General features: G+C 51.2%; 17 protein-coding genes and 1 pseudogene. 1 reads left to right on the top strand and 17 read right to left on the bottom strand.

Translation table 11 applies throughout. The features are described from left to right. The 15 genes and pseudogenes from ACIDF8_RS12165 to leuC all read right to left on the bottom strand — a co-directional run. Window positions 1–466: pseudogene (locus ACIDF8_RS12165) on the bottom strand (SPOR domain-containing protein); the annotation flags it as partial. 46 nt (window positions 467–512) lie between these two features. Further along, window positions 513–1,808, bottom strand: coding sequence for a bifunctional tetrahydrofolate synthase/dihydrofolate synthase (gene folC / locus ACIDF8_RS12160; RefSeq protein WP_412010876.1), 1,296 nt, complete (start codon window positions 1,806–1,808; stop codon window positions 513–515). After that, window positions 1,808–2,674, bottom strand: coding sequence for an acetyl-CoA carboxylase, carboxyltransferase subunit beta (accD, locus tag ACIDF8_RS12155; protein WP_412010875.1), 867 nt, complete (start codon window positions 2,672–2,674; stop codon window positions 1,808–1,810). The genes folC and accD overlap by 1 nt, the downstream gene beginning before the upstream one ends. 50 nt (window positions 2,675–2,724) lie before the next feature. Next, window positions 2,725–3,525, bottom strand: a complete 801-nt coding sequence (gene trpA, locus ACIDF8_RS12150; protein ID WP_412010874.1) for a tryptophan synthase subunit alpha — start codon at window positions 3,523–3,525, stop codon at window positions 2,725–2,727. An 80-nt stretch (window positions 3,526–3,605) separates the two neighbouring features. Next, a complete protein-coding gene (trpB, locus tag ACIDF8_RS12145; protein WP_412010873.1) occupies window positions 3,606–4,808 on the bottom strand; it encodes a tryptophan synthase subunit beta in 1,203 nt (400 codons plus the stop codon). A 22-nt stretch (window positions 4,809–4,830) separates the two neighbouring features. Continuing rightward, window positions 4,831–5,478 (bottom strand): phosphoribosylanthranilate isomerase, encoded by a 648-nt coding sequence (locus ACIDF8_RS12140; RefSeq protein ID WP_412010872.1) that lies wholly within the window; start codon window positions 5,476–5,478, stop codon window positions 4,831–4,833. A 15-nt stretch (window positions 5,479–5,493) separates the two neighbouring features. After that, window positions 5,494–6,282: a tRNA pseudouridine(38-40) synthase TruA gene (truA, locus tag ACIDF8_RS12135; RefSeq protein ID WP_412010871.1), complete on the bottom strand. Its 789-nt coding sequence runs from the start codon at window positions 6,280–6,282 to the stop codon at window positions 5,494–5,496. A 77-nt stretch (window positions 6,283–6,359) separates the two neighbouring features. Then, entirely contained in the window at window positions 6,360–9,311 is a 2,952-nt protein-coding gene (locus ACIDF8_RS12130) for a FimV/HubP family polar landmark protein (RefSeq protein WP_412010870.1), read from the bottom strand. Between the two features lie 209 nt (window positions 9,312–9,520). Next, complete coding sequence (asd, locus tag ACIDF8_RS12125) at window positions 9,521–10,633, bottom strand: aspartate-semialdehyde dehydrogenase (protein WP_412010869.1); 1,113 nt, start codon at window positions 10,631–10,633, stop codon at window positions 9,521–9,523. Between the two features lie 64 nt (window positions 10,634–10,697). Beyond that, window positions 10,698–10,820, bottom strand: coding sequence for an entericidin A/B family lipoprotein (locus tag ACIDF8_RS12120; RefSeq protein ID WP_412010868.1), 123 nt, complete (start codon window positions 10,818–10,820; stop codon window positions 10,698–10,700). Window positions 10,821–10,853: 33 nt separating this feature from the next. Continuing rightward, a complete protein-coding gene (locus ACIDF8_RS12115; RefSeq protein ID WP_412010867.1) occupies window positions 10,854–11,348 on the bottom strand; it encodes a YajQ family cyclic di-GMP-binding protein in 495 nt (164 codons plus the stop codon). A gap of 101 nt (window positions 11,349–11,449) precedes the next feature. Beyond that, window positions 11,450–11,761 carry a pyrimidine/purine nucleoside phosphorylase gene (locus tag ACIDF8_RS12110; protein ID WP_412010866.1) on the bottom strand — a complete coding sequence of 104 codons (312 nt, stop codon included), beginning with the start codon at window positions 11,759–11,761 and terminating at the stop codon, window positions 11,450–11,452. An 86-nt stretch (window positions 11,762–11,847) separates the two neighbouring features. Continuing rightward, window positions 11,848–12,918, bottom strand: a complete 1,071-nt coding sequence (gene leuB / locus ACIDF8_RS12105; protein WP_412010865.1) for a 3-isopropylmalate dehydrogenase — start codon at window positions 12,916–12,918, stop codon at window positions 11,848–11,850. A 56-nt stretch (window positions 12,919–12,974) separates the two neighbouring features. After that, window positions 12,975–13,613: a 3-isopropylmalate dehydratase small subunit gene (leuD, locus tag ACIDF8_RS12100; protein ID WP_412010884.1), complete on the bottom strand. Its 639-nt coding sequence runs from the start codon at window positions 13,611–13,613 to the stop codon at window positions 12,975–12,977. A 12-nt stretch (window positions 13,614–13,625) separates the two neighbouring features. Next, the gene (gene leuC / locus ACIDF8_RS12095) at window positions 13,626–15,032 is read right to left on the bottom strand and encodes a 3-isopropylmalate dehydratase large subunit (protein ID WP_412010864.1); all 1,407 of its coding nucleotides are present in this window, start codon (window positions 15,030–15,032) and stop codon (window positions 13,626–13,628) included. A 122-nt stretch (window positions 15,033–15,154) separates the two neighbouring features. On the opposite strand from leuC, the gene ACIDF8_RS12090 reads away from it, so the two are divergent. Continuing rightward, window positions 15,155–15,973: a helix-turn-helix transcriptional regulator gene (locus tag ACIDF8_RS12090; protein ID WP_412010863.1), complete on the top strand. Its 819-nt coding sequence runs from the start codon at window positions 15,155–15,157 to the stop codon at window positions 15,971–15,973. On the opposite strand, the gene cimA is transcribed toward ACIDF8_RS12090, so the two are convergent. Further along, window positions 15,974–17,563 (bottom strand): citramalate synthase, encoded by a 1,590-nt coding sequence (cimA, locus tag ACIDF8_RS12085; RefSeq protein ID WP_412010862.1) that lies wholly within the window; start codon window positions 17,561–17,563, stop codon window positions 15,974–15,976. Between the two features lie 5 nt (window positions 17,564–17,568). Beyond that, the gene (locus ACIDF8_RS12080) at window positions 17,569–18,792 is read right to left on the bottom strand and encodes an argininosuccinate synthase (protein ID WP_412010861.1); all 1,224 of its coding nucleotides are present in this window, start codon (window positions 18,790–18,792) and stop codon (window positions 17,569–17,571) included. Window position 18,793 lies beyond the last annotated feature (1 nt).

Here is an 18,793-nt window from a genome sequence, read left to right as displayed (position 1 = left end):
CAACTTTGGGTTCAACTTTGGGTTCAACTTTGGGTTCAACTTTGGGTTCAACTTTGGGTTCAACTTTGGGTTCAACTGCTTTGGTTACTACAGGATCTACCACTGCCACAGGCGCGGCTTCTATTTTGGCTGGTTTAACAACTTCAGCCGCTGCTGGCATCACGGCTGCAGATTCTGCTGGCGTTGATTTAGGTGTTGGTGAAGAGGCTGATTCACTGGCGACAGGCGCTGCTTCATTATCAAGGACGACTTCGTCTTCTGGCAGTTCCAGAATAGGCTCCCGGGAAGCCTGACGATTTACCACCGTGATTTCAACATTTTCCTGGCTACTGTCCACCACCCTGTCCTTGAGGACAAATGGCAGGATAATCAGCATGAGAATCACCAGAGTGACCGCCCCCACTAAACGCCTGCGGGCGGTTTTTTTGAGCAACAGCTCGTTTTCAGTTAAAGCATCTCTCGCCATAAGGTGTTGAAGTTCTCACTCAGCAGATTTTAGGAGCAGGACCGCACTAAGAGCCCCACTGATCAGGCGTTAATTCCAGTATTGCGGCCACGGTAAAAAAAGAACCGAATACAATGATTTTATCATTTTTCGCCGCTTTCTTATAGGCGCTTTGCAGGGCCGCTGGCAAGTTCGCATGCGCATGCAAGCGCTCTACGGAGACCCTGCCGGCCAGATAATTGTTCAGCTCGTGCAGATCAGCTGCACGCGGATGCATAATCGGTGCAATATGCCATTCATCAAACACATCGTGCAGAATATCCACCACACTGGCGATGTCTTTATCAGACAACATGGAAAAAACGGCAATCACACGCCCACCTCCTGCGGTGAGCCGCTGCAGATTATCACGCAACGCGCGTGCAGCATGGGGATTGTGGGCAACATCCAGAATAATGTCTGGCGAATGATGCCAATACTGAAAGCGTCCCGTCACTTCGGTACCTACCAGCGCCTGCAACATGACGGAAGCACTGACAGGCAGCTGGGATTGCAGCGCCCGTACGGCGAAAATCACATTGGCAGCATTATTCCATTGGTAGCGGCCATACAAACGCAAGCTGGCAATATCAAGCACGCCAAACGCGTCTTCATAATGGGCCGCTTGTGACTCGCTGATTTCGATCTGGTAGTCACTGCCGTAGCGGTAAAGCTTTACCCCAAGTTGTTCTGCATAAGCAAGCAAGGACAGTGGCGGTTCGGCATCACCACAGATGGCAATCTGCTCAGTACGATAGATGCCAGCCTTCTCGCGCCCAATCAGCTCGCGCGTATCCCCCAGATACTCCATATGATCCAGGTCGACATTGGTCACAATGGCACAATCGGCATCCACGATATTCACGGCATCCAGACGCCCGCCCAAGCCGACTTCGAGCACCACCACATCCAAGGCTTGTTGCTCAAACGCCCATAAGGCTGCCAGCGTGCCCATTTCAAAGTAGGTGAGCGTGATATCGCCGCGCGCTTCTTCAACAGCGGAAAATGCCTGGCACAGCCGGTCATCGGCGATCACCTGACCATTGAAGCGCACCCGTTCCTGGTAATGGATGAGATGGGGAGAGGTATAGCAGCCGACCTCATAGCCGGCAGCCGTGTAAATCCGCTCCAGCATGGCGCAGGTAGACCCTTTACCATTCGTTCCGCCCACCGTAATCACAGTGAATGGAAAGTTGAGCCCTAACCGCTGTGCAACGGCTTGCACCCGGCCCAAACCCATTTCAATGGATTTGGGATGCAAGGACTCAATATAGCCGAGCCAATCCTCAACCGTTTGTGGATGCCCGGGTATCACAGTGGACATCAAGCAGCTTTGGCAATATTCAACAAGCTGGATAACAACTGGCTTAATTTTCCGCGCATTTCACGGCGGTCGACAATCATGTCAATCGCGCCATGCGTCAGCAAAAATTCTGCGCGTTGAAAGCCTTCAGGCAAGGTTTCACGTACCGTTTGTTCAATCACACGCGGGCCAGCAAAACCGATCAGCGCGTTTGGCTCGGCGATAATCACATCCCCGAGCATGGAAAAACTGGCAGAAACCCCACCCATGGTCGGGTCAGTCAACACGGAAACATAAGGCAAGCCCGCCTCGGACAGCTTGGTCAAGGCGGCACTGGTTTTAGCCATCTGCATCAACGAGAGCAGGCCTTCTTGCATACGCGCACCGCCACTGGCAGAGATACAGATAAAAGCACATTTTTGCTCAATGGCCGCTTGTACCCCGCGTACAAAACGTTCACCGACGACTGAGCCCATGGAGCCACCCATGAATTTAAATTCAAATACGGCAGCGACCACTGGCACGCTTTCAATCGAACCACGCATCACAATCAGGGCATCTTTTTCTTTAACATCCCGCTGGGCGGCCTTCATGCGCTCAGCATAAGTTTTGCTGTCTTTGAATTTAAGTGCATCGACCGGAGTCACATCTGCACCAATTTCAACGCGTCCAGCTTCATCCAGCAAAACGTTCAGGCGGTCGCGTGCACCTAACCGATGGTGATGACCACACTGCGGGCAGACTTCCAGGTTCGCGTCCAGATCCGTCCGGTATAACACGGTCTGGCAAGCATCGCACTTGTGCCACAACCCTTCTGGCACGTTACGTTTCTGCACCGAACCTACGGCACGTTTAATCTTTTGTGGAATCTTGTCTAACCAACTCATAACTTCTCCTACTGATAGATGACGATGTCTGACTAACCGGGAATCCCAGCCTACACAGAGTCAATCGCAGTACGTAATTCTTTAACCAAGGCCTGCACGTTCGCCTGCAAGCTCGCCGCATCGGATTGTTCGATCGCCAGCACCATACGGCTGCCTACCACCACGGCATCGGCGATGCTAGCCACTTCGCGCGCGGTGGCCGCATCTTTGACACCAAAGCCAACACCAATCGGCAAGGTTGTCTGTTGACGGATTTCAGCCACACGCTTCTTCACTTCCGTGATATCGAGGTTGGCTGCGCCCGTCACGCCTTTTAATGAAACATAATAGAGAAAGCCGGTCGCTTGCTTGACGATCAGGTCGGTACGTGAAGGCTCAGTGGTGGGCGACAACAGAAAAATACTATCTATACCTGCAGCAGCCAGCGCCTGATTAAAGGTGTCGCACTCTTCGGGAGGATAATCTACCGTTAAGACGCCATCCACACCTGAAGCTTGTGCCAACTCAACAAATTGGGCTGCCCCCATGGCTTCAATCGGATTAGCGTAGCCCATCAAGATAATCGGTGTCTGCTGATCAGACTCCCTAAACGTTTTCACCATGGCCAACACTTTGCGCAGCCCCATCTTGTGTACAAGCGCACGCTCGCTGGCGCGCTGAATCACTGGGCCATCCGCCATGGGGTCAGAAAACGGGACGCCAAGCTCAATCATATCGGCACCAGCCGCCACCATCGCATGCAAGAGCGTCACGGTTTGGTCAGGATGCGGATCACCGGCGGTAATGTAAGGGATCAATGCTTTTTTGTTTTGCGCTTTGAGTGAGGCAAAAACCGATTGAATACGGGACATAAGAATTTGTGTGTTAAGAGTTCAAAAATGATAAATGCAAAAACGCCAGCAGAAATTGGTTTCCTGCTGGCGTATGGACATCACAATGTAATATTGGCCAAGCGTGCGACGGTATTAATATCCTTGTCTCCACGACCAGACAGGTTGACCAAGACAACTTGGTCTGGCGACATGGTTTTAGCAAGTTTTTCAGCGTAGGCCAAGGCATGGCTGGACTCCAGTGCTGGAATAATACCTTCGGTGCGACATAAGTTGTGGAAAGCCGCCATGGCTTCGTCATCGGTGATTGCTACATATTCGGCGCGTTTGATATCTTTCAACCAGGCATGTTCAGGACCCACACCTGGATAATCCAGGCCGGCAGAAATTGAGTGGGTTTCGATAATATTGCCGTCTTCATCCTGCATCAGGTAAGTACGGTTACCGTGCAATACGCCAATCGGGCTGTTGGCGGTGAGAGGTGCGGCATGCTGGCCAGTGCTTAAGCCATGACCACCCGCCTCGACGCCTATCAGGCGTACACCTTCAACATCAATATAAGGGTAAAAAATGCCCATGGCATTAGAGCCCCCCCCCACACAAGCCACGACAGCGTCTGGCTGCCGACCTAACATTTCTTGCATCTGCTGCTTGGCTTCCACACCGATCACAGCCTGAAAATCTCTCACCATCATCGGGTAAGGATGAGGACCGGCTACAGTACCAATAATGTAAAACGTATCTGAGATATTGGTTACCCAATCACGCATGGCTTCATTGAGGGCATCTTTAAGCGTTTTAGAGCCGCTCTCAACCGGCACCACAGTCGCTCCAAGCAGCTTCATGCGGAACACATTCGGCGCCTGGCGCTTCACATCCTCAGCACCCATATAGACAACACACTCGAGGCCCAAGCGGGCTGCGATGGTTGCGGTGGCCACACCGTGCTGACCAGCACCGGTTTCAGCAATCACGCGGGGCTTGCCCATGCGTTTTGCCAGCAAGGCCTGGCCGATGGTGTTATTGATTTTGTGCGCACCAGTATGATTCAGGTCTTCGCGCTTGAGGTAAATTTGCGCCCCACCGACTTTATCGGATAGACGTTTGGCATGGTAAATCGGGCTGGGGCGGCCAACAAAGTGCTTCAGATCATAAGCAAACTCAGCCAGGAACTCTGGGTCGTGACGGTATTTTTCATACATCAGGCGTAGCTCTTCCAACGCCTCAACCAGGGTTTCTGCCACAAAAACCCCACCAAAAGGACCAAAATGGCCACGCGCATCTGGCATGTCATAGACTTGCATGCATTACTCCGTATCTATCTCGTTACTCAAACCGCCCATTGTGCACAGCATCTGCCTGTACGACCTGCCGCATGAATGCAGCTATTTTTTGTGGGGACTTCACCCCTTTTTGCTCTTCTACCCCGCCGCTGATATCCACAGCATAAGGCTGAACTTGCCCGATTGCCTGCGCTACATTTTCCACTTGCAATCCGCCGGCAAGAATCAATGGCTTTTGCATCTGCGCCGGGATCAATGACCAGTCAAAGGATTGTCCGGTGCCGCCAACTGCCTTTTCAGAATAGGTATCCAATAGCAAGGCGGTCGCAGATGAAAAATCAGACTCGCATTGTATCAAATTTACCCCCGGTTTGACTCGGATTGCCTTGTAATATGGCAGATTAAATTGCGCGCAATCCTGTGCAGACTCATCGCCATGAAACTGTAAACAATCCAGGCCAGCCACAGCCATCGTATGCCGTACCTCTTCAGCTGAGGCGTTCACAAACAATCCCACTTTGCTGACAAAGGGCGGTAACGCAGCCACAATAGCCTTTGCCTGCTGTGCATTTACCGCACGCGGGCTGGGCGCATAAAATACAAAACCTAGTGCATCAGCACCAGCAGCGACGGCTGCAAGCGCATCTTCGATACGGGTAATCCCGCAAATTTTAACTCTGGTTCTTCTCATGTTATTCAGTTAGGTTTAATCAGTGTTGAATACATCCCAATCGGCCTTGCATGACGGCAATTGCCAGTGCGGCTCGTACTCGACACCGGTAAAATACAAGCCATCTGGCATAAATGTCGGCGGTGACAGTGTCCGGTCCCGCTGCTGCATGAGTTGCGCAAATGCAGCAGGGCTCAGTTTACCTTGCCCGACATAGATCAAAGCGCCCACCATATTACGAATTTGGTGCTGTAAAAAAGCATTGGCCTGAAAACGGAAGATCAGGTAAGGGCCGTACTGTTTGAGTTCCGCTTGATACAACGTACGGATAGGACTACTGGCCTGGCATTCACTGGCCCGGAAGGCACTAAAATCATGTTCACCTACCAGTCCTTGCATGGCCTGTTGCATCGCCGTAAACGCCAGCGGCCTATGGTACCAGCCTACCCGCCCGTGCTGACTGGCTGGCGCCACCGGATGATTGTATAGCACATACTGATAACTGCGCGCCCGTGCGCTAAAACGCGCATGAAAATCCCCTGTCACCTCGCAAGCCCACAACACGCGTACCCAAGGGGGTAAATGCGCATTACTGCCACGCACCCAGGCAGTCAAAGGTCTGACCGCGCCCGTTTCAAAATGTGCCACTTGCATCAATGCGTGCACGCCGCTGTCGGTACGGCCTGCAGCATGTAAACGTATTGTCTCGCCCGAAACCTGCGCAATGGCATGCTCTAACGCATCCTGCACCCCAAGGCCATTTGGCTGGCTTTGCCAGCCCTGAAAATGAGCACCATGATATTCAATGCCAATCACAATTTTCATGGCGCCTAGTATAAGGGCTGTGGACAATAACGCCTAATCAAGACAGAAAAAAACAAGGCCGGAAACCCGGCCTTTGTTTATGCGATTTTATCAAGGAGCTCACGGGCTCGTTGCCGCTGGCGCTCACCGCCTTCGGCCATCACCTCTTCAATTAACTCCTTGGCACCAATCACATCTTCCATATCAATATAGGCCTGAATCAAATCCAGTTTGGTATTCACTTCTTCCGGTTCATCAACAGGCTCATCGGCAGACACAGAAGCCGCCTCACTGACATCCAGGGAGATTTCAGGAAACTCAGTTTCAGGAGTGGCTGGCTCTGCTGCTACCGGCTCATTCAAGGAAGCAACCGGCGCATCTAAATCCAGGTCTTCCAATGACAGGTCTTCATCGTCTGGCTGCGCAGCATCGTTAGGACCACCTAACTCCAGAGACAACTCTGGCAGGGACTCGAAGACTGCATCTTCATTAGACAAGGCAGGCTCACCGGTCAATGAAGCTGCAGGTGCAGCAAAGGGCGCAGCCGCCTGTTCGGCATCATCCAGATTCAAGGATGGCAGATCAAGTGACTTAGGCGTTAATTCTGGATCGGCATTCACCTCATCAGCAGTCAAAGACAGTGTATCAGGCTCTGCAGCCACCTCTTCAGCAGCAGCGATTTGCGCACGATCCACGCCTGCTAACGCAGGCGCAGGCGCGGCGTCCGCTGCCGCAGAAAATGATAGGGGCGTATCTTCCAGCGTCAATGCGTCATTCTTGGCAGGTGTTTCCGGCACGATGCTAAGATTATCGTCAGCGAGCCGTGTAGATTCAAATGCGAGCGGTTCATCGGCACCAGATTTAGCCGGGCGATCAGAAGCCGTTTCTGTTTCCAGAACCGCCTCCTCAACATTCTTGCCATCCTCCTCGCTGTCAGCCTCTGCAGAAACCGCAGCATTCGCAGACTCGAACTCTAACGCGGGCGCCTCGAAGTTAAAATGGTAGCCCTCTTCATTCTCTGCAGGAACGGGTGACTCGGCGGATCTTGCAGCAGCAATATTGCTTTCATCTGCCGCGCTGACTGGCTCGGCACTCACCTGGTATAAACTATTTTCAGGATCGAGCTTTTGCCCCATGGCAGAAACTTTTGCCCAAGTGCTATCAGCAGGCCCAAGTTTGGCATAGAGATCACTAGCCAGTGATTCAAATGCAGCCTTATTGGCGGCTGCCTGATAAATCTCCAGCAATTTAACCTTCAATTCCTGCCGCTCGGGGTCTTTTTGAATGGCATCCTTGAGGATTTCCTCAGCCTGAGCATCCCGGCCATAAGCCATGTACACCTCAGCCTCAGCAATCGGATCGACATCATGAGAGTCGATCATGCCGCCTACCCCGCTTTGCGAGAAGTCAGTCAGGAATGAGGTGTCCCCAGAAGCAGCGGCCTGCGTATCGCCGAACACCGTATTGTTTTGCATTTCGGTGGCGGGCGAAGTCACAATGACATCTTCAAAATTATCAATCTGCTTTTTGCGGCGGATACGGATCAGTGCCCAGATACAAAGCAAGACTGGCAAAGCAATCAAGGCATAAGGCAAGACCGGATTAATTGCCTTCAGGCGCGCCAGCAATACATGCATAAATGAGGGCTGGGTAGCAGCTGGTTCAACTGGGTTCGCTTCCGGTTTGTTTTCAGCAGCTGGTTTATTTTCTGCAACAGGCTTGGGAGACTCTGTGTTAGACGGCGCAACTTTGTCAGGACTGGCTTTTTCTGCATCTTTTGCAGCCTCAGGCTTGACTGGCTCAGCCGCTGGCTTGCCCTGCTGATCTGCGTTAGGTGCCGACTCTGCCTGCACAGCATTTTTCTCAGCTTGTGCCATGGCATTACTTTTCATCTCCACCAGTTTTTTCATATCGGCGACTTGCTTCTCAAGGGCGGCAGCGCGTGACTGTTCTTCCTTAATTGCATTCGCTTTAGCTGTGGCATCCTCTTGTGCAGCAGTTGCAGCGGCCTTGCCATTCGCTTTATCTGACAAAGCCGTCGATTTCTCGTCTCCGGCTGAAAGCTTCAGCACATCTTTAGTGGGTTTGGACTGTGGCAACGGTTTATCGCCAGCACTACCGATCTTACCTGCTGACTGCTGGGTGTTACCACCGGTCTGGACAGGCGCACTTTCTTTCACGACTTTGCCCAGGGTATTTTTATAAGCCAACCAATTCGCAGTGTGCTCCGCGACCACTTGCTGGGCTTGCTTACGTCCCAAACGCTCCAGGGCGGCCTGGTCTGGCAGGCGGATGATTTTACCCACTTTGAGACGGTTCATGTTCTTACCGTCAAAGGCATCCTGGTTAGATTGATAAAGCGCAGTCAGCATTTGGTCCATACTGACATTGTCAGGCTTCATCTGTCTGGCGATTGCGTAAAGCGTATCCCCACGTTCAGTGGTCAGGGTTTGTGCCTCGGTGGTATTTTCCGGCACAGGCATTTTAGGCGCTGTTTTTTTGGCAACTGGCTTGGCTGCAGGCTGTGATTTGGCGGTGGGAGTATCTGCCGGACGACTGTCTGTTTCTTGCGTTGCTTGGGCTGCCGGCTGTTTGGCTGCCGACTGTTTGGCCACAGGCGTTGCTGCCGCTTCGGCGGCATAGTTAGAGTTAAACCCAGGCGGGTCCAACAACAGGGTGTACTCTTTCACCAGGCGGCCCGTTGGCCAATCGACCTGGATCAACATGTCTAGGAAGGCCTCTGTGATCGGTTGGCTACTGCTTAATTTAAGGACAGGCTGGCCTTTAGTATTATTGCTTACCTCAATCTTAATAAAAGGATAAGCGGCTGGCTTTTCCAGCATTTGATCCTGATAGACCTGCTCACTGGCAAGTGCAGCTTGAATACTGGTCAACTCGGCAGGCGTCACCGCCAGCAGCTCAATTTCCGCATTGAGTGGTTCCCCCAGTTTTGAGCTCGACGTAATGGTACCCAATCCGGCAGCATGTGCCGACACGGCAGCGCCCAAGCTTAAGGCAAAGGCTATTTTTTTTAATTGAATTTTATGCACCGATACACCCTTTTTTCATTCATGGCGTTTGTCAAAATAGCATCATTCAGACAGCCACGCAAGCGCGTGCAGGCGGCTTGCAGGCAATAAATACACTGTTTTTAGTGTCTCACATCCATTAAACACCACCCCAAAAAAAGCAAAAGCCCGAAAAGACTATGATTTCATTGATAAATCATAGCTTTACGGGCTGCTACTTAACAAACTACTTAAGCTTCGACCAAAATTCTCAGCATACGCCGTAATGGCTCGGCCGCACCCCACAACAACTGGTCACCGACAGTGAACGCGGACAAATATTCACCGCCCATTGCCAGCTTACGCAAACGGCCAACCGGTGTGGTCAATGTGCCTGTAATCGCCGCAGGCGTTAACTCCCGCATGCTGATCTCACGCTCATTGGGGATCACTTTGGCCCAGGGGTTAGCCTCCGCCAGCATCTGGTTGATCTCATCCAACGGTACGTCTTTGCGCAATTTCAGCGTCAGCGCCTGTGAGTGGCAACGCATGGCGCCGATACGCACACACAAACCATCGATCACGATTGGATTGGCACTGCGACCCAAGATCTTATTGGTCTCAACGCCCCCCTTCCACTCTTCCTTACTTTGACCATTGCCCAAGTCTTTGTCTATCCAGGGGATCAGGCTACCGGCAAGTGGCACGCCAAAATTGGACTGCGGCAACGCATCACTGCGGATTGTATCTGCAACCTGTTTATCGATATCCAGAATGGCTGACGCCGGATCGGCCAACAATTCAGATACCGAGGCATGCACCACACCCATTTGCGTAATCAACTCACGCATATTCTGCGCACCTGCACCTGAGGCAGCCTGATAAGTCATGGAGGTGGCCCATTCCACCAGATCAGCCTTGAACAAGCCATTGAGTGCCATCAACATCAATGAAACGGTGCAGTTCCCACCAATCCAGTTTTTTCCACCATGGGCCAGCGCGTCTTTAATAACATGCATATTGACCGGATCGAGGATAATCACGGCATCCTCTTCCATACGCAAGGTAGAGGCCGCATCAATCCAATGACCATTCCAGCCTGCGGCGCGCAATTGCGGGAATACTTCGCTGGAATAATCACCGCCCTGGCAGGTGACAACCACGTCCATCTGCTTCAATGCGTCTATATTTTTCGCATCCTTCAACGCTGGGGATGCTTTACCGACATCAGGTGCCGCACCGCCCGTTTGCGAGGTGGTGAAAAACTGCGGTTCAATGTCCGCAAAATCATTTTCCTGACGCATGCGTTGCATAAGCACAGAACCCACCATGCCACGCCAGCCTACAAACCCTACCTTCAACATATTCAACCTTTATTGTTAACCGCACTTATTGTGCGGATAAACGCAGATAATTTTAACTCAACCGTTATTTGGTTGACTTTTGCACCGCTTCGCCAGCTTTCTCAATGTCTTTGCCCATACCATCAATGGTATTGCAGGCTGCCAGGCTCAATGCAGTGATTACACAAAAAATCAACGTCTTAAACATCATCCTCTCCTCACATGACCGTGCAGACAGTCATCAATCCCTAAAGTTACCAAATTTTAACGGAAAATCAGTAATACTCTTTTTCACAAACGCAATCGCTTCTTGCAAGACATCTCGCTTGGCGCCGTTCACGCGTACCGTATCCCCCTGAATACTGGCCTGCACTTTCATACCGCTGTCTTTAATCAGCTTGGTAATTTTCTTGGCCAGGTCGCTATCAATGCCATCGCGCACGCGCAACTCCTGCTTGACCTTGTTGCCAGACACCTTTTGCACATCTTTGTGCTCCAGGCGCTTGGAAGACTCAGGCTCTTTTTTTTCCATGGCTGGCAGCAGAATATCTTTCACCTGATCCAGCTGGAAATCATTATCCCCAAACAAAGTAATCACTTTGTCTTTCTCATTAAAGTCAATATTGGCCGAAGTGCCTTTGAAGTCATAGCGATTGGTGATCTGCTTGCTTGCAGCATCAATCGAGTTCTTCAAATTGACCATATCGACTTCGGATGTAATATCAAAGCTAGGCATTTTTTAAAACCTCACAAGCTATGGCAGGACAAGGCGGAAGCGCGCAGGCAGTACATTTAGACGACCAGCGCGACCAACGCAGTCATGCCGAGCAATCACGATTATTCGAAGTGGCAGACGTAGTCTACAGTTTCAATCACTTCGATATCAAAACTGGAATTACCTGGCACGGTAAACTTCTCACCGCCTTTGTAGGTCGTCCAGTTCTCTTCGCCTTTTTGACGGACTTTGCAGACCCCGTCATTAATTTCCATCAACTCCGGGGAGCCGGTATTAAAGGTCAGGCTACTTGGAAAAATCACACCCACGGTACAGCGTGTGCCGTTCGGGAACAACACGGTGTGGCTCACACATTTGCCATCAAAATAAACGTTGGCTTTCTTTTTTACACTGACGTTATCAAATTGCGCCATTTTTTAAATTCCTAATCAATACTAATTACGACTATATCTTAATATCAAGCGGACGGTATACATAGCCGACCGCTGCGTAGCCAGTTTTACATGGCCGCTACGATTTGGTCACCCATTTCAGAGCAAGAAACTTTCTTCGTGCCCTCTTCATAAATGTCGCCGGTGCGGTAACCTGCCGCCAATACCTTTTTCACCGCATTTTCAATGCGAGTGGCCGCGGCTTCGTTATCAAAGCTGTAACGCAACATCATGGCCGCAGACAAAATGGTCGCAATCGGGTTAGCCAGGTTTTTACCTGCGATATCCGGTGCTGAACCATGTGATGGCTCATATAGACCTTTTTTGCTTTCATTCAGTGATGCAGAAGCCAGCATACCGATAGAACCGGTCAGCATTGAAGCTTCATCAGACAAGATGTCACCAAAAATGTTACCGGTCACCATGACGTCAAACTGCTTAGGATTACGGATCAGCTGCATGGCGGCGTTGTCGACATACATATGGCTCAGTTCCACTTCTGGATACTCTTTAGCCACATCAATCACGATTTCTTTCCAGAACTCAGTCGTTTCCAACACGTTGGCTTTGTCCACAGAACACAATTTCCTGCCGCGTTTCATGGCAATATCAAACGCCACGTGTGCAATACGGCGCACTTCTGGCTCGCTGTAAATCATGGTGTTGAAGCCTTCGCGTACGCCTTGCTCGTTAGTGCGCATACCACGTGGTTGACCAAAGTAAACGTCACCGGTCAGTTCACGCACAATCATGATATCCAGGCCAGCCACCACTTCTGGTTTTAATGTAGAAGCATTCGCCAACTCCGGGAACAATACCGCAGGACGCAGGTTGGCAAACAAACCCAAGTCTTTACGAATCGCCAACAAACCGCGCTCAGGGCGCAGTGGGCGATCCAGGTTGTCGTATTGTGGTCCGCCTACAGCGCCCAATAATACTGCGTCGGCTTTGCGACAGATTTCTTGCGTAAACTCAGGGTATGGATGACCGTACTGGTCATAAGCCTGGCCGCCAAGCGGGGCTTCGGTAAAGGTCATGTCCAGACCTTCTTTTTTCAAGACCTCCAGTACACGCAACGCTTGCGCAATAATTTCAGGGCCGATGCCATCACCAGGCAACACTGCAATATTTAATGCCATTTAAAAATTCCTTTTATTTTTTGATGCCCCCACTTTATGTGAGAGCACACATTCCGTTAAGCAAATAACCAAGGCTGGCTTTGTTTATGCTTTTCTTCAAAAGTACGAATCTCATCCGCATGCTGCAAAGTCAGGCCAATTTCATCCAGACCGTTGAGCAAGTTGTGCTTACGGGTAGGCGTAATGTCAAAGCTGAATGACTGGCCGGATGGTGTGGTCACTGTTTGTGCTTCCAAATCCACGTTCAGTTTGTAGCCCTCATTGGCGAGGCATTCTTTAAACAGGCCATCTACCTGCTCGGCCGAAGCCACAATCGGCAAAATACCGTTCTTGTAGCAGTTATTAAAGAAAATATCCGCAAAGCTAGGTGCAATAATGACGCGGAAACCTTGGTCTTCAATCGCCCAAGGCGCGTGCTCTCGTGAAGAGCCACAACCAAAGTTGTCACGTGCCAGCAGTACCTGCGCACCTTGGTAACGTGGCTGGTTGAGGACAAAATCCGGGTTGAGCGGACGGGTACTGCAATCCATGCCAGGCTCGCCATAGTTGGTATAACGCCATTCATCAAACAGGTAAGGTCCAAAACCAGAACGTTTGATCGACTTCAAAAACTGTTTCGGAATAATCGCGTCCGTGTCGACATTGGCACGATCCAATGGACACACCAGGCCATTTAAAGTAGTAAATGCTTTCATCATGTTCTCCTCTTAAGCGCTGCGCACGTCCACAAAGTGACCGGCAATCGCAGCGGCAGCAGCCATTTCTGGGCTCACCAGGTGCGTACGGCCGCCTGGGCCCTGACGACCTTCAAAGTTACGGTTAGAGGTCGAGGCACAACGCTCACCGGGACTCAAACGGTCTGAGTTCATGGCCAAACACATGGAACAGCCTGGCTCACGCCATTCAAAACCAGCCTCAATAAAAATCTTGTCCAAGCCTTCAGCTTCGGCCTGGCGTTTTACCTGGCCAGAGCCCGGCACCACCATGGCCAGCTTGATGTTGCCAGCCACTTTCTTGCCTTTGGCCACGCTGGCCGCCGCGCGTAAATCTTCAATACGGGAGTTGGTGCATGAGCCGATAAAGATTTTATCCAGCTGAATCTGTTCAATCGGTGTATTCGCTGTCAGACCCATATATTTCAGGGCGTTTTCGATACTGGTGCGCTTGGTCGCATCGGCTTCCTGCGCCGGATCCGGCACGGTAGAACCAATAGGCAACACTTGCTCAGGTGAAGTCCCCCAGGTGACTTGCGGTGCAATTTCAGCCCCATTCAGTACCACCACAGTATCAAATGTGGCATCTGCGTCAGAGCTCAACGTGTTCCAATAAGCGACGGCCTTGGTCCAGTTTTCGCCTTTTGGTGCATGCAAACGACCTTCAAGATAAGCAGCAGTCTTTTCATCTGGTGCAACCAGGCCAGCACGGGCCCCGGCTTCAATCGCCATATTACACAGGGTCATGCGGCCTTCCATGGATAAACCACGGATGACTTCACCACCAAACTCAATCGCATAGCCAGTACCGCCAGCGGTACCGATTTTGCCAATAATAGCCAATGCCACGTCCTTCGCCGTTACGCCCTTACCCAATTGACCATCAACGCGCACCAGCATGCTTTTGGATTTTTTAGCCACCAGTGTTTGTGTCGCCAGCACGTGCTCCACTTCTGAGGTGCCAATCCCGTGTGCCAATGCCCCGAAAGCACCATGGGTAGACGTATGGCTGTCACCACAGACCACGGTCATGCCAGGCAATGTGGTACCGTTTTCAGGCCCGATCACATGGATAATGCCCTGGTCTTTGTTTTTGAATGGGAAATACACCAAGGCACCAAACTCTTTGATGTTATTGTCCAGCGTTTCCACTTGAAGACGAGAGATAGGGTCTTCAATGCCTTTGTCCCAATCTTTCGTTGGCGTATTGTGGTCAGGGTTAGCCACAATGCTGGAATTACGCCATGGCTTACGGCCAGCCATACGCAGACCTTCAAACGCCTGCGGGCTGGTGACTTCGTGTACCAAGTGACGATCGATATAGATCAAACAGGTGCCGTCAGTATCCTCACGCACCACATGCGATTCCCACAATTTGTCGTACAGCGTTTTGCCTGCCATGACAGTTCCTTTCTCACCACGCAAATATTGATAAAACCCGCGCAGAATACCTAAGTTTCAATACCCTTACAAGAAGATAGTTTATACTAGTATTAACACTACTACTTTAAGACTGTTTTAGCATGCAAGCGATTGAACCAACAGGTAAAACGATAGTGGATACCCGCCGTCAGGAACTGGCTGAATTTTTGCAAGCGATGCGTCAACGGGGCAGCCCGGAAGAATTCGGGTTCCCATCCGGTTCACGACGCCGCACCCAAGGCTTGCGCCGCGAAGAAGTGGCACAACTCGCAGGCATCAGTGCCACCTGGTATACATGGATAGAACAGGCACGCGAAGTAAATGTGTCAGCCGATGCGTTAGCCAGGCTGGCCACTGCCCTTAAATTAAGCAAGTCTGAACGCAGTTATTTATTCGATATGGCAGACCGCCGAGATCCGCAAGCGCATCATGCCGAAGTCGATACCGCACCTGAAACCTTGGTCGCCATGCTGGCCGAAATACAGATTCCCGCCTATATCATGGGCCGTACCTGGGACATCCTGGCCTGGAACCAGCCCGCAGGAACCTTATTTATCGGACTGCTGGATAAGGAGTGGCCAGCAGATCAACGCCCTAACCTGTTACGGTTTGTCTTTATCCACCCTTCAGCCAGGCAGTTTGTGGTGAATTGGGAGATGCGGGCACGACGCCTGGTGGCGGAGTTCAGGGCTGATAGCCGCTCTCGCCTGGAGGAGCCAGACGTCAAGCAACTCGTGGATGAACTCAGCAATGCCAGTATGGAGTTTGCCCAGTTCTGGAAACAGCACGATGTCCTGGAAAGACAGGGCGGACAGCGCGAATTTCAGCATCCGCAATCTGGATTCATTCAATTCCAGCAGGTCACCTTACGGCCGGTGGAACAAGAACATTTAAAACTGGTGCTGTTACAACCTGCCTGATCAGACAGCGACCAAGGGTTTAACGGTTTGTACCAGCTTGTATTCCAGCGCATCCTTAAGCGCCAGCCAGGAGGCCTGGATAATGTCAGAAGACACGCCTATCGTCGCCCAGCTGGAATGCTGGTCAGACGATTCGATCAGCACGCGCACTTTGGCAGCCGTGGCCAAGTTTGAATCGAGCACACGCACTTTGTAATCAATCAGCTTGATATCCTTGATCGCCGGATAAAACGGCTCCAAGGCTTTACGCATGGCTTTGTCCAGTGCATTCACCGGGCCATCGCCCTGCGCTGTCGCCGCAGTCTCCTGCCCACGCACACTCAGATGGATACTGACTGAGGAGTTCAGGCCATCTGCAGAAGGTTCATAGATATTGACGTTGTATTGCTTGAGGCTAAAAAATGGCTCAAACTTGCCCAGCAGTTTTTGCATTAACAGGTCAAAAGAACTCTCGGCATTTTCAAACTGGTAGCCTTCATGCTCCAGTGCTTTTAAATGCTCAAGGATATTGATAGCCGCGTCAGACTCTTTGGTCAGTGTGGGGTCTATTTGTTGCAGTTTACGTAATATCGCACCGCGACCAGCCACTTCAGACACCAGTATCTGCCGTTCGTTGCCCACCATGCCCGGATTGATGTGCTCATAGGACTTGGGGTTTTTATTCACGGCATCAATATGCATGCCACCTTTGTGCGCAAAGGCATCCTGACCCACATAAGGCGCTTTATCATTAAAAGCCACATTCGCGACTTCGCTCACAAAGCGGGCCGCGGCAGTGAGTTCTGAAAGCTGCACCTCAGAAATACAATCAAACCCGAGCTTGAGTTGCACATTAGGGATAATCGACACCAGGTTGGCATTGCCGCAGCGCTCACCTATGCCATTGATAGTACCCTGCACTTGAACGGCACCCGCCTGCACGGCCGCAACCGAGTTAGCTACCGCCATTTCGCAATCGTTATGGCAATGAATGCCAACTTGCACTGACGGAAACTGTTTAACCACGGCCTCAGTCACAGCAAATATTTCATTCGGGAACGTGCCGCCATTGGTATCGCACAAGGCCAGCACATCCGCGCCTGCTTCCACCGCCGCTTGCAGTGTTTGCATGGCGTAACCAGCATTGGCCTTATAGCCATCGTAAAAGTGTTCCGCGTCAAACACCACCTCTTTACCTTGCGCTTTCAGGTAAGCAATGGTGTCGCCTATCATCGCCAGGTTTTCGTCCAGCGTAGTACGCAGGATGTCTGTCACCTGATAATCCCAGCTTTTGCCAAAAATCGCCACGGCTTGAGTATTCGCTGACAACAACGACTGCAGGTTTTTATCCTCAGCAGCAGTAATCCCGATACGGCGGGTGCTGCCAAAGGCAATGATTTTAGCGTGCTGCAATTTCAGTTCGCCAACACGCGCGAAAAACTCCAGGTCTTTGGGATTAGAACCCGGATTGCCCGCTTCAATATAGCCTATGCCCAATTGGTCCAGACGCTGGACCACCTTGAGTTTATCCTCGACTGAAAACGAGACTCCTTGCGCTTGCGCGCCATCGCGCAAGGTAGAGTCATAGGCAATGACGCGTCGCTGGGCCATAAGAATTATTTTTTACGGTTGTGCAAGTTGGCTGCGATACGCATCCGTAAAGCATTCAGCTTGATAAAGCCGCCGGCATCTTTTTGGTCGTATGCGCCCTTGTCGTCTTCAAACGTGGCAATGGTAGAGTCAAACAGTGAATCCGTCTTGCTGTCACGGCCCACCACAATCACATTGCCTTTGTACAGTTTGACACGCACCCAGCCATTCACGGTCGCCTGTGTATGGTCGATCAGCGTTTGCAGCGCAACCCGCTCAGGGCTCCACCAGTAACCATTGTAGATCAGGCTGGCATAGCGTGGCATCAGGTCATCTTTCAGGTGCGCCACTTCGCGGTCCAGCGTAATGCTTTCAATCGCACGGTGAGCCTTGAGAATAATCGTACCGCCTGGGGTTTCGTAACAACCACGTGATTTCATACCGACATAGCGGTTTTCCACCAGGTCCAGACGACCTATACCGTGTTTACCACCGATACGGTTCAACTCAGCCAGAATTTCATGTGCTTTCAGCGCTTTGCCATTCAAGCTGACAATGTCACCATTCTTGAATTCGATATCCAGGTACTCAGCCGCATCTGGGGCTTTTTCCGGAGACACGGTCCAGCGCCACATGTCTTCTTCGGCTTCGGCTGCCGGGTCTTCAAGGTGACGGCCTTCGTAAGAAATATGCAACAGGTTGGCATCCATTGAATACGGACTGCCACCTTGCTTGTGCTTCATCTCGACTGGAATGCCATGTTTTTCAGCATAGGCCAGCAGTTTTTCACGGGACAACAAATCCCACTCACGCCAAGGGGCGATAATTTTGATGTTCGGATTAAGTGCATAGGCACCCAATTCAAAACGGACCTGGTCGTTGCCCTTGCCGGTCGCACCATGCGAAATGGCATCGGCTTTGGTTTCGTTGGCAATTTCAATCAGGCGTTTGGCGATGAGCGGACGTGCGATCGACGTGCCCAGCAAATACTCGCCTTCGTAAATGGTGTTGGCACGGAACATTGGGAACACAAAGTCACGCACAAACTCTTCACGCAAGTCATCAATGTAAATCTCGTTCACGCCAAATTTTTTGGCTTTTTCACGCGCGGGTTCCAGTTCTTCGCCCTGTCCAAGGTCAGCAGTAAACGTGACCACCTCACATTGATAAGTGTCTTGCAACCATTTCAGAATCACGGAAGTGTCCAGGCCGCCAGAATAGGCCAATACGGCTTTTTTAATATCGCTCATT

The organism is Methylophilus sp. 3sh_L (assembly GCF_046766015.1).
GTDB lineage: Bacteria > Pseudomonadota > Gammaproteobacteria > Burkholderiales > Methylophilaceae > Methylophilus.
The sequence above is the reverse complement of the archived record's forward strand: the minus strand, read 5'-3'. Positions and strand labels throughout refer to the sequence as shown.

Excerpts from the sequence above, each read along its gene's own strand:
- ACIDF8_RS12120 (WP_412010868.1), bottom strand. The coding sequence starts at position 10,820 with ATGTTTAAGACGTTGATTTTTTGTGTAATCACTGCATTGAGCCTGGCA.
- trpB (WP_412010873.1), bottom strand. The coding sequence starts at position 4,808 with ATGCAAGTCTATGACATGCCAGATGCGCGTGGCCATTTTGGTCCTTTT.
- ACIDF8_RS12115 (WP_412010867.1), bottom strand. The coding sequence starts at position 11,348 with ATGCCTAGCTTTGATATTACATCCGAAGTCGATATGGTCAATTTGAAG.
- leuC (WP_412010864.1), bottom strand. The coding sequence starts at position 15,032 with ATGGCAGGCAAAACGCTGTACGACAAATTGTGGGAATCGCATGTGGTG.
- leuB (WP_412010865.1), bottom strand. The coding sequence starts at position 12,918 with ATGGCATTAAATATTGCAGTGTTGCCTGGTGATGGCATCGGCCCTGAA.
- asd (WP_412010869.1), bottom strand. The coding sequence starts at position 10,633 with ATGTTGAAGGTAGGGTTTGTAGGCTGGCGTGGCATGGTGGGTTCTGTG.
- trpA (WP_412010874.1), bottom strand. The coding sequence starts at position 3,525 with ATGTCCCGTATTCAATCGGTTTTTGCCTCACTCAAAGCGCAAAACAAA.
- cimA (WP_412010862.1), bottom strand. The coding sequence starts at position 17,563 with ATGGCCCAGCGACGCGTCATTGCCTATGACTCTACCTTGCGCGATGGC.
- ACIDF8_RS12090 (WP_412010863.1), top strand. The coding sequence starts at position 15,155 with ATGCAAGCGATTGAACCAACAGGTAAAACGATAGTGGATACCCGCCGT.
- ACIDF8_RS12080 (WP_412010861.1), bottom strand. The coding sequence starts at position 18,792 with ATGAGCGATATTAAAAAAGCCGTATTGGCCTATTCTGGCGGCCTGGAC.
- ACIDF8_RS12110 (WP_412010866.1), bottom strand. The coding sequence starts at position 11,761 with ATGGCGCAATTTGATAACGTCAGTGTAAAAAAGAAAGCCAACGTTTAT.
- truA (WP_412010871.1), bottom strand. The coding sequence starts at position 6,282 with ATGAAAATTGTGATTGGCATTGAATATCATGGTGCTCATTTTCAGGGC.
- folC (WP_412010876.1), bottom strand. The coding sequence starts at position 1,808 with ATGTCCACTGTGATACCCGGGCATCCACAAACGGTTGAGGATTGGCTC.
- ACIDF8_RS12140 (WP_412010872.1), bottom strand. The coding sequence starts at position 5,478 with ATGAGAAGAACCAGAGTTAAAATTTGCGGGATTACCCGTATCGAAGAT.
- accD (WP_412010875.1), bottom strand. The coding sequence starts at position 2,674 with ATGAGTTGGTTAGACAAGATTCCACAAAAGATTAAACGTGCCGTAGGT.
- leuD (WP_412010884.1), bottom strand. The coding sequence starts at position 13,613 with ATGAAAGCATTTACTACTTTAAATGGCCTGGTGTGTCCATTGGATCGT.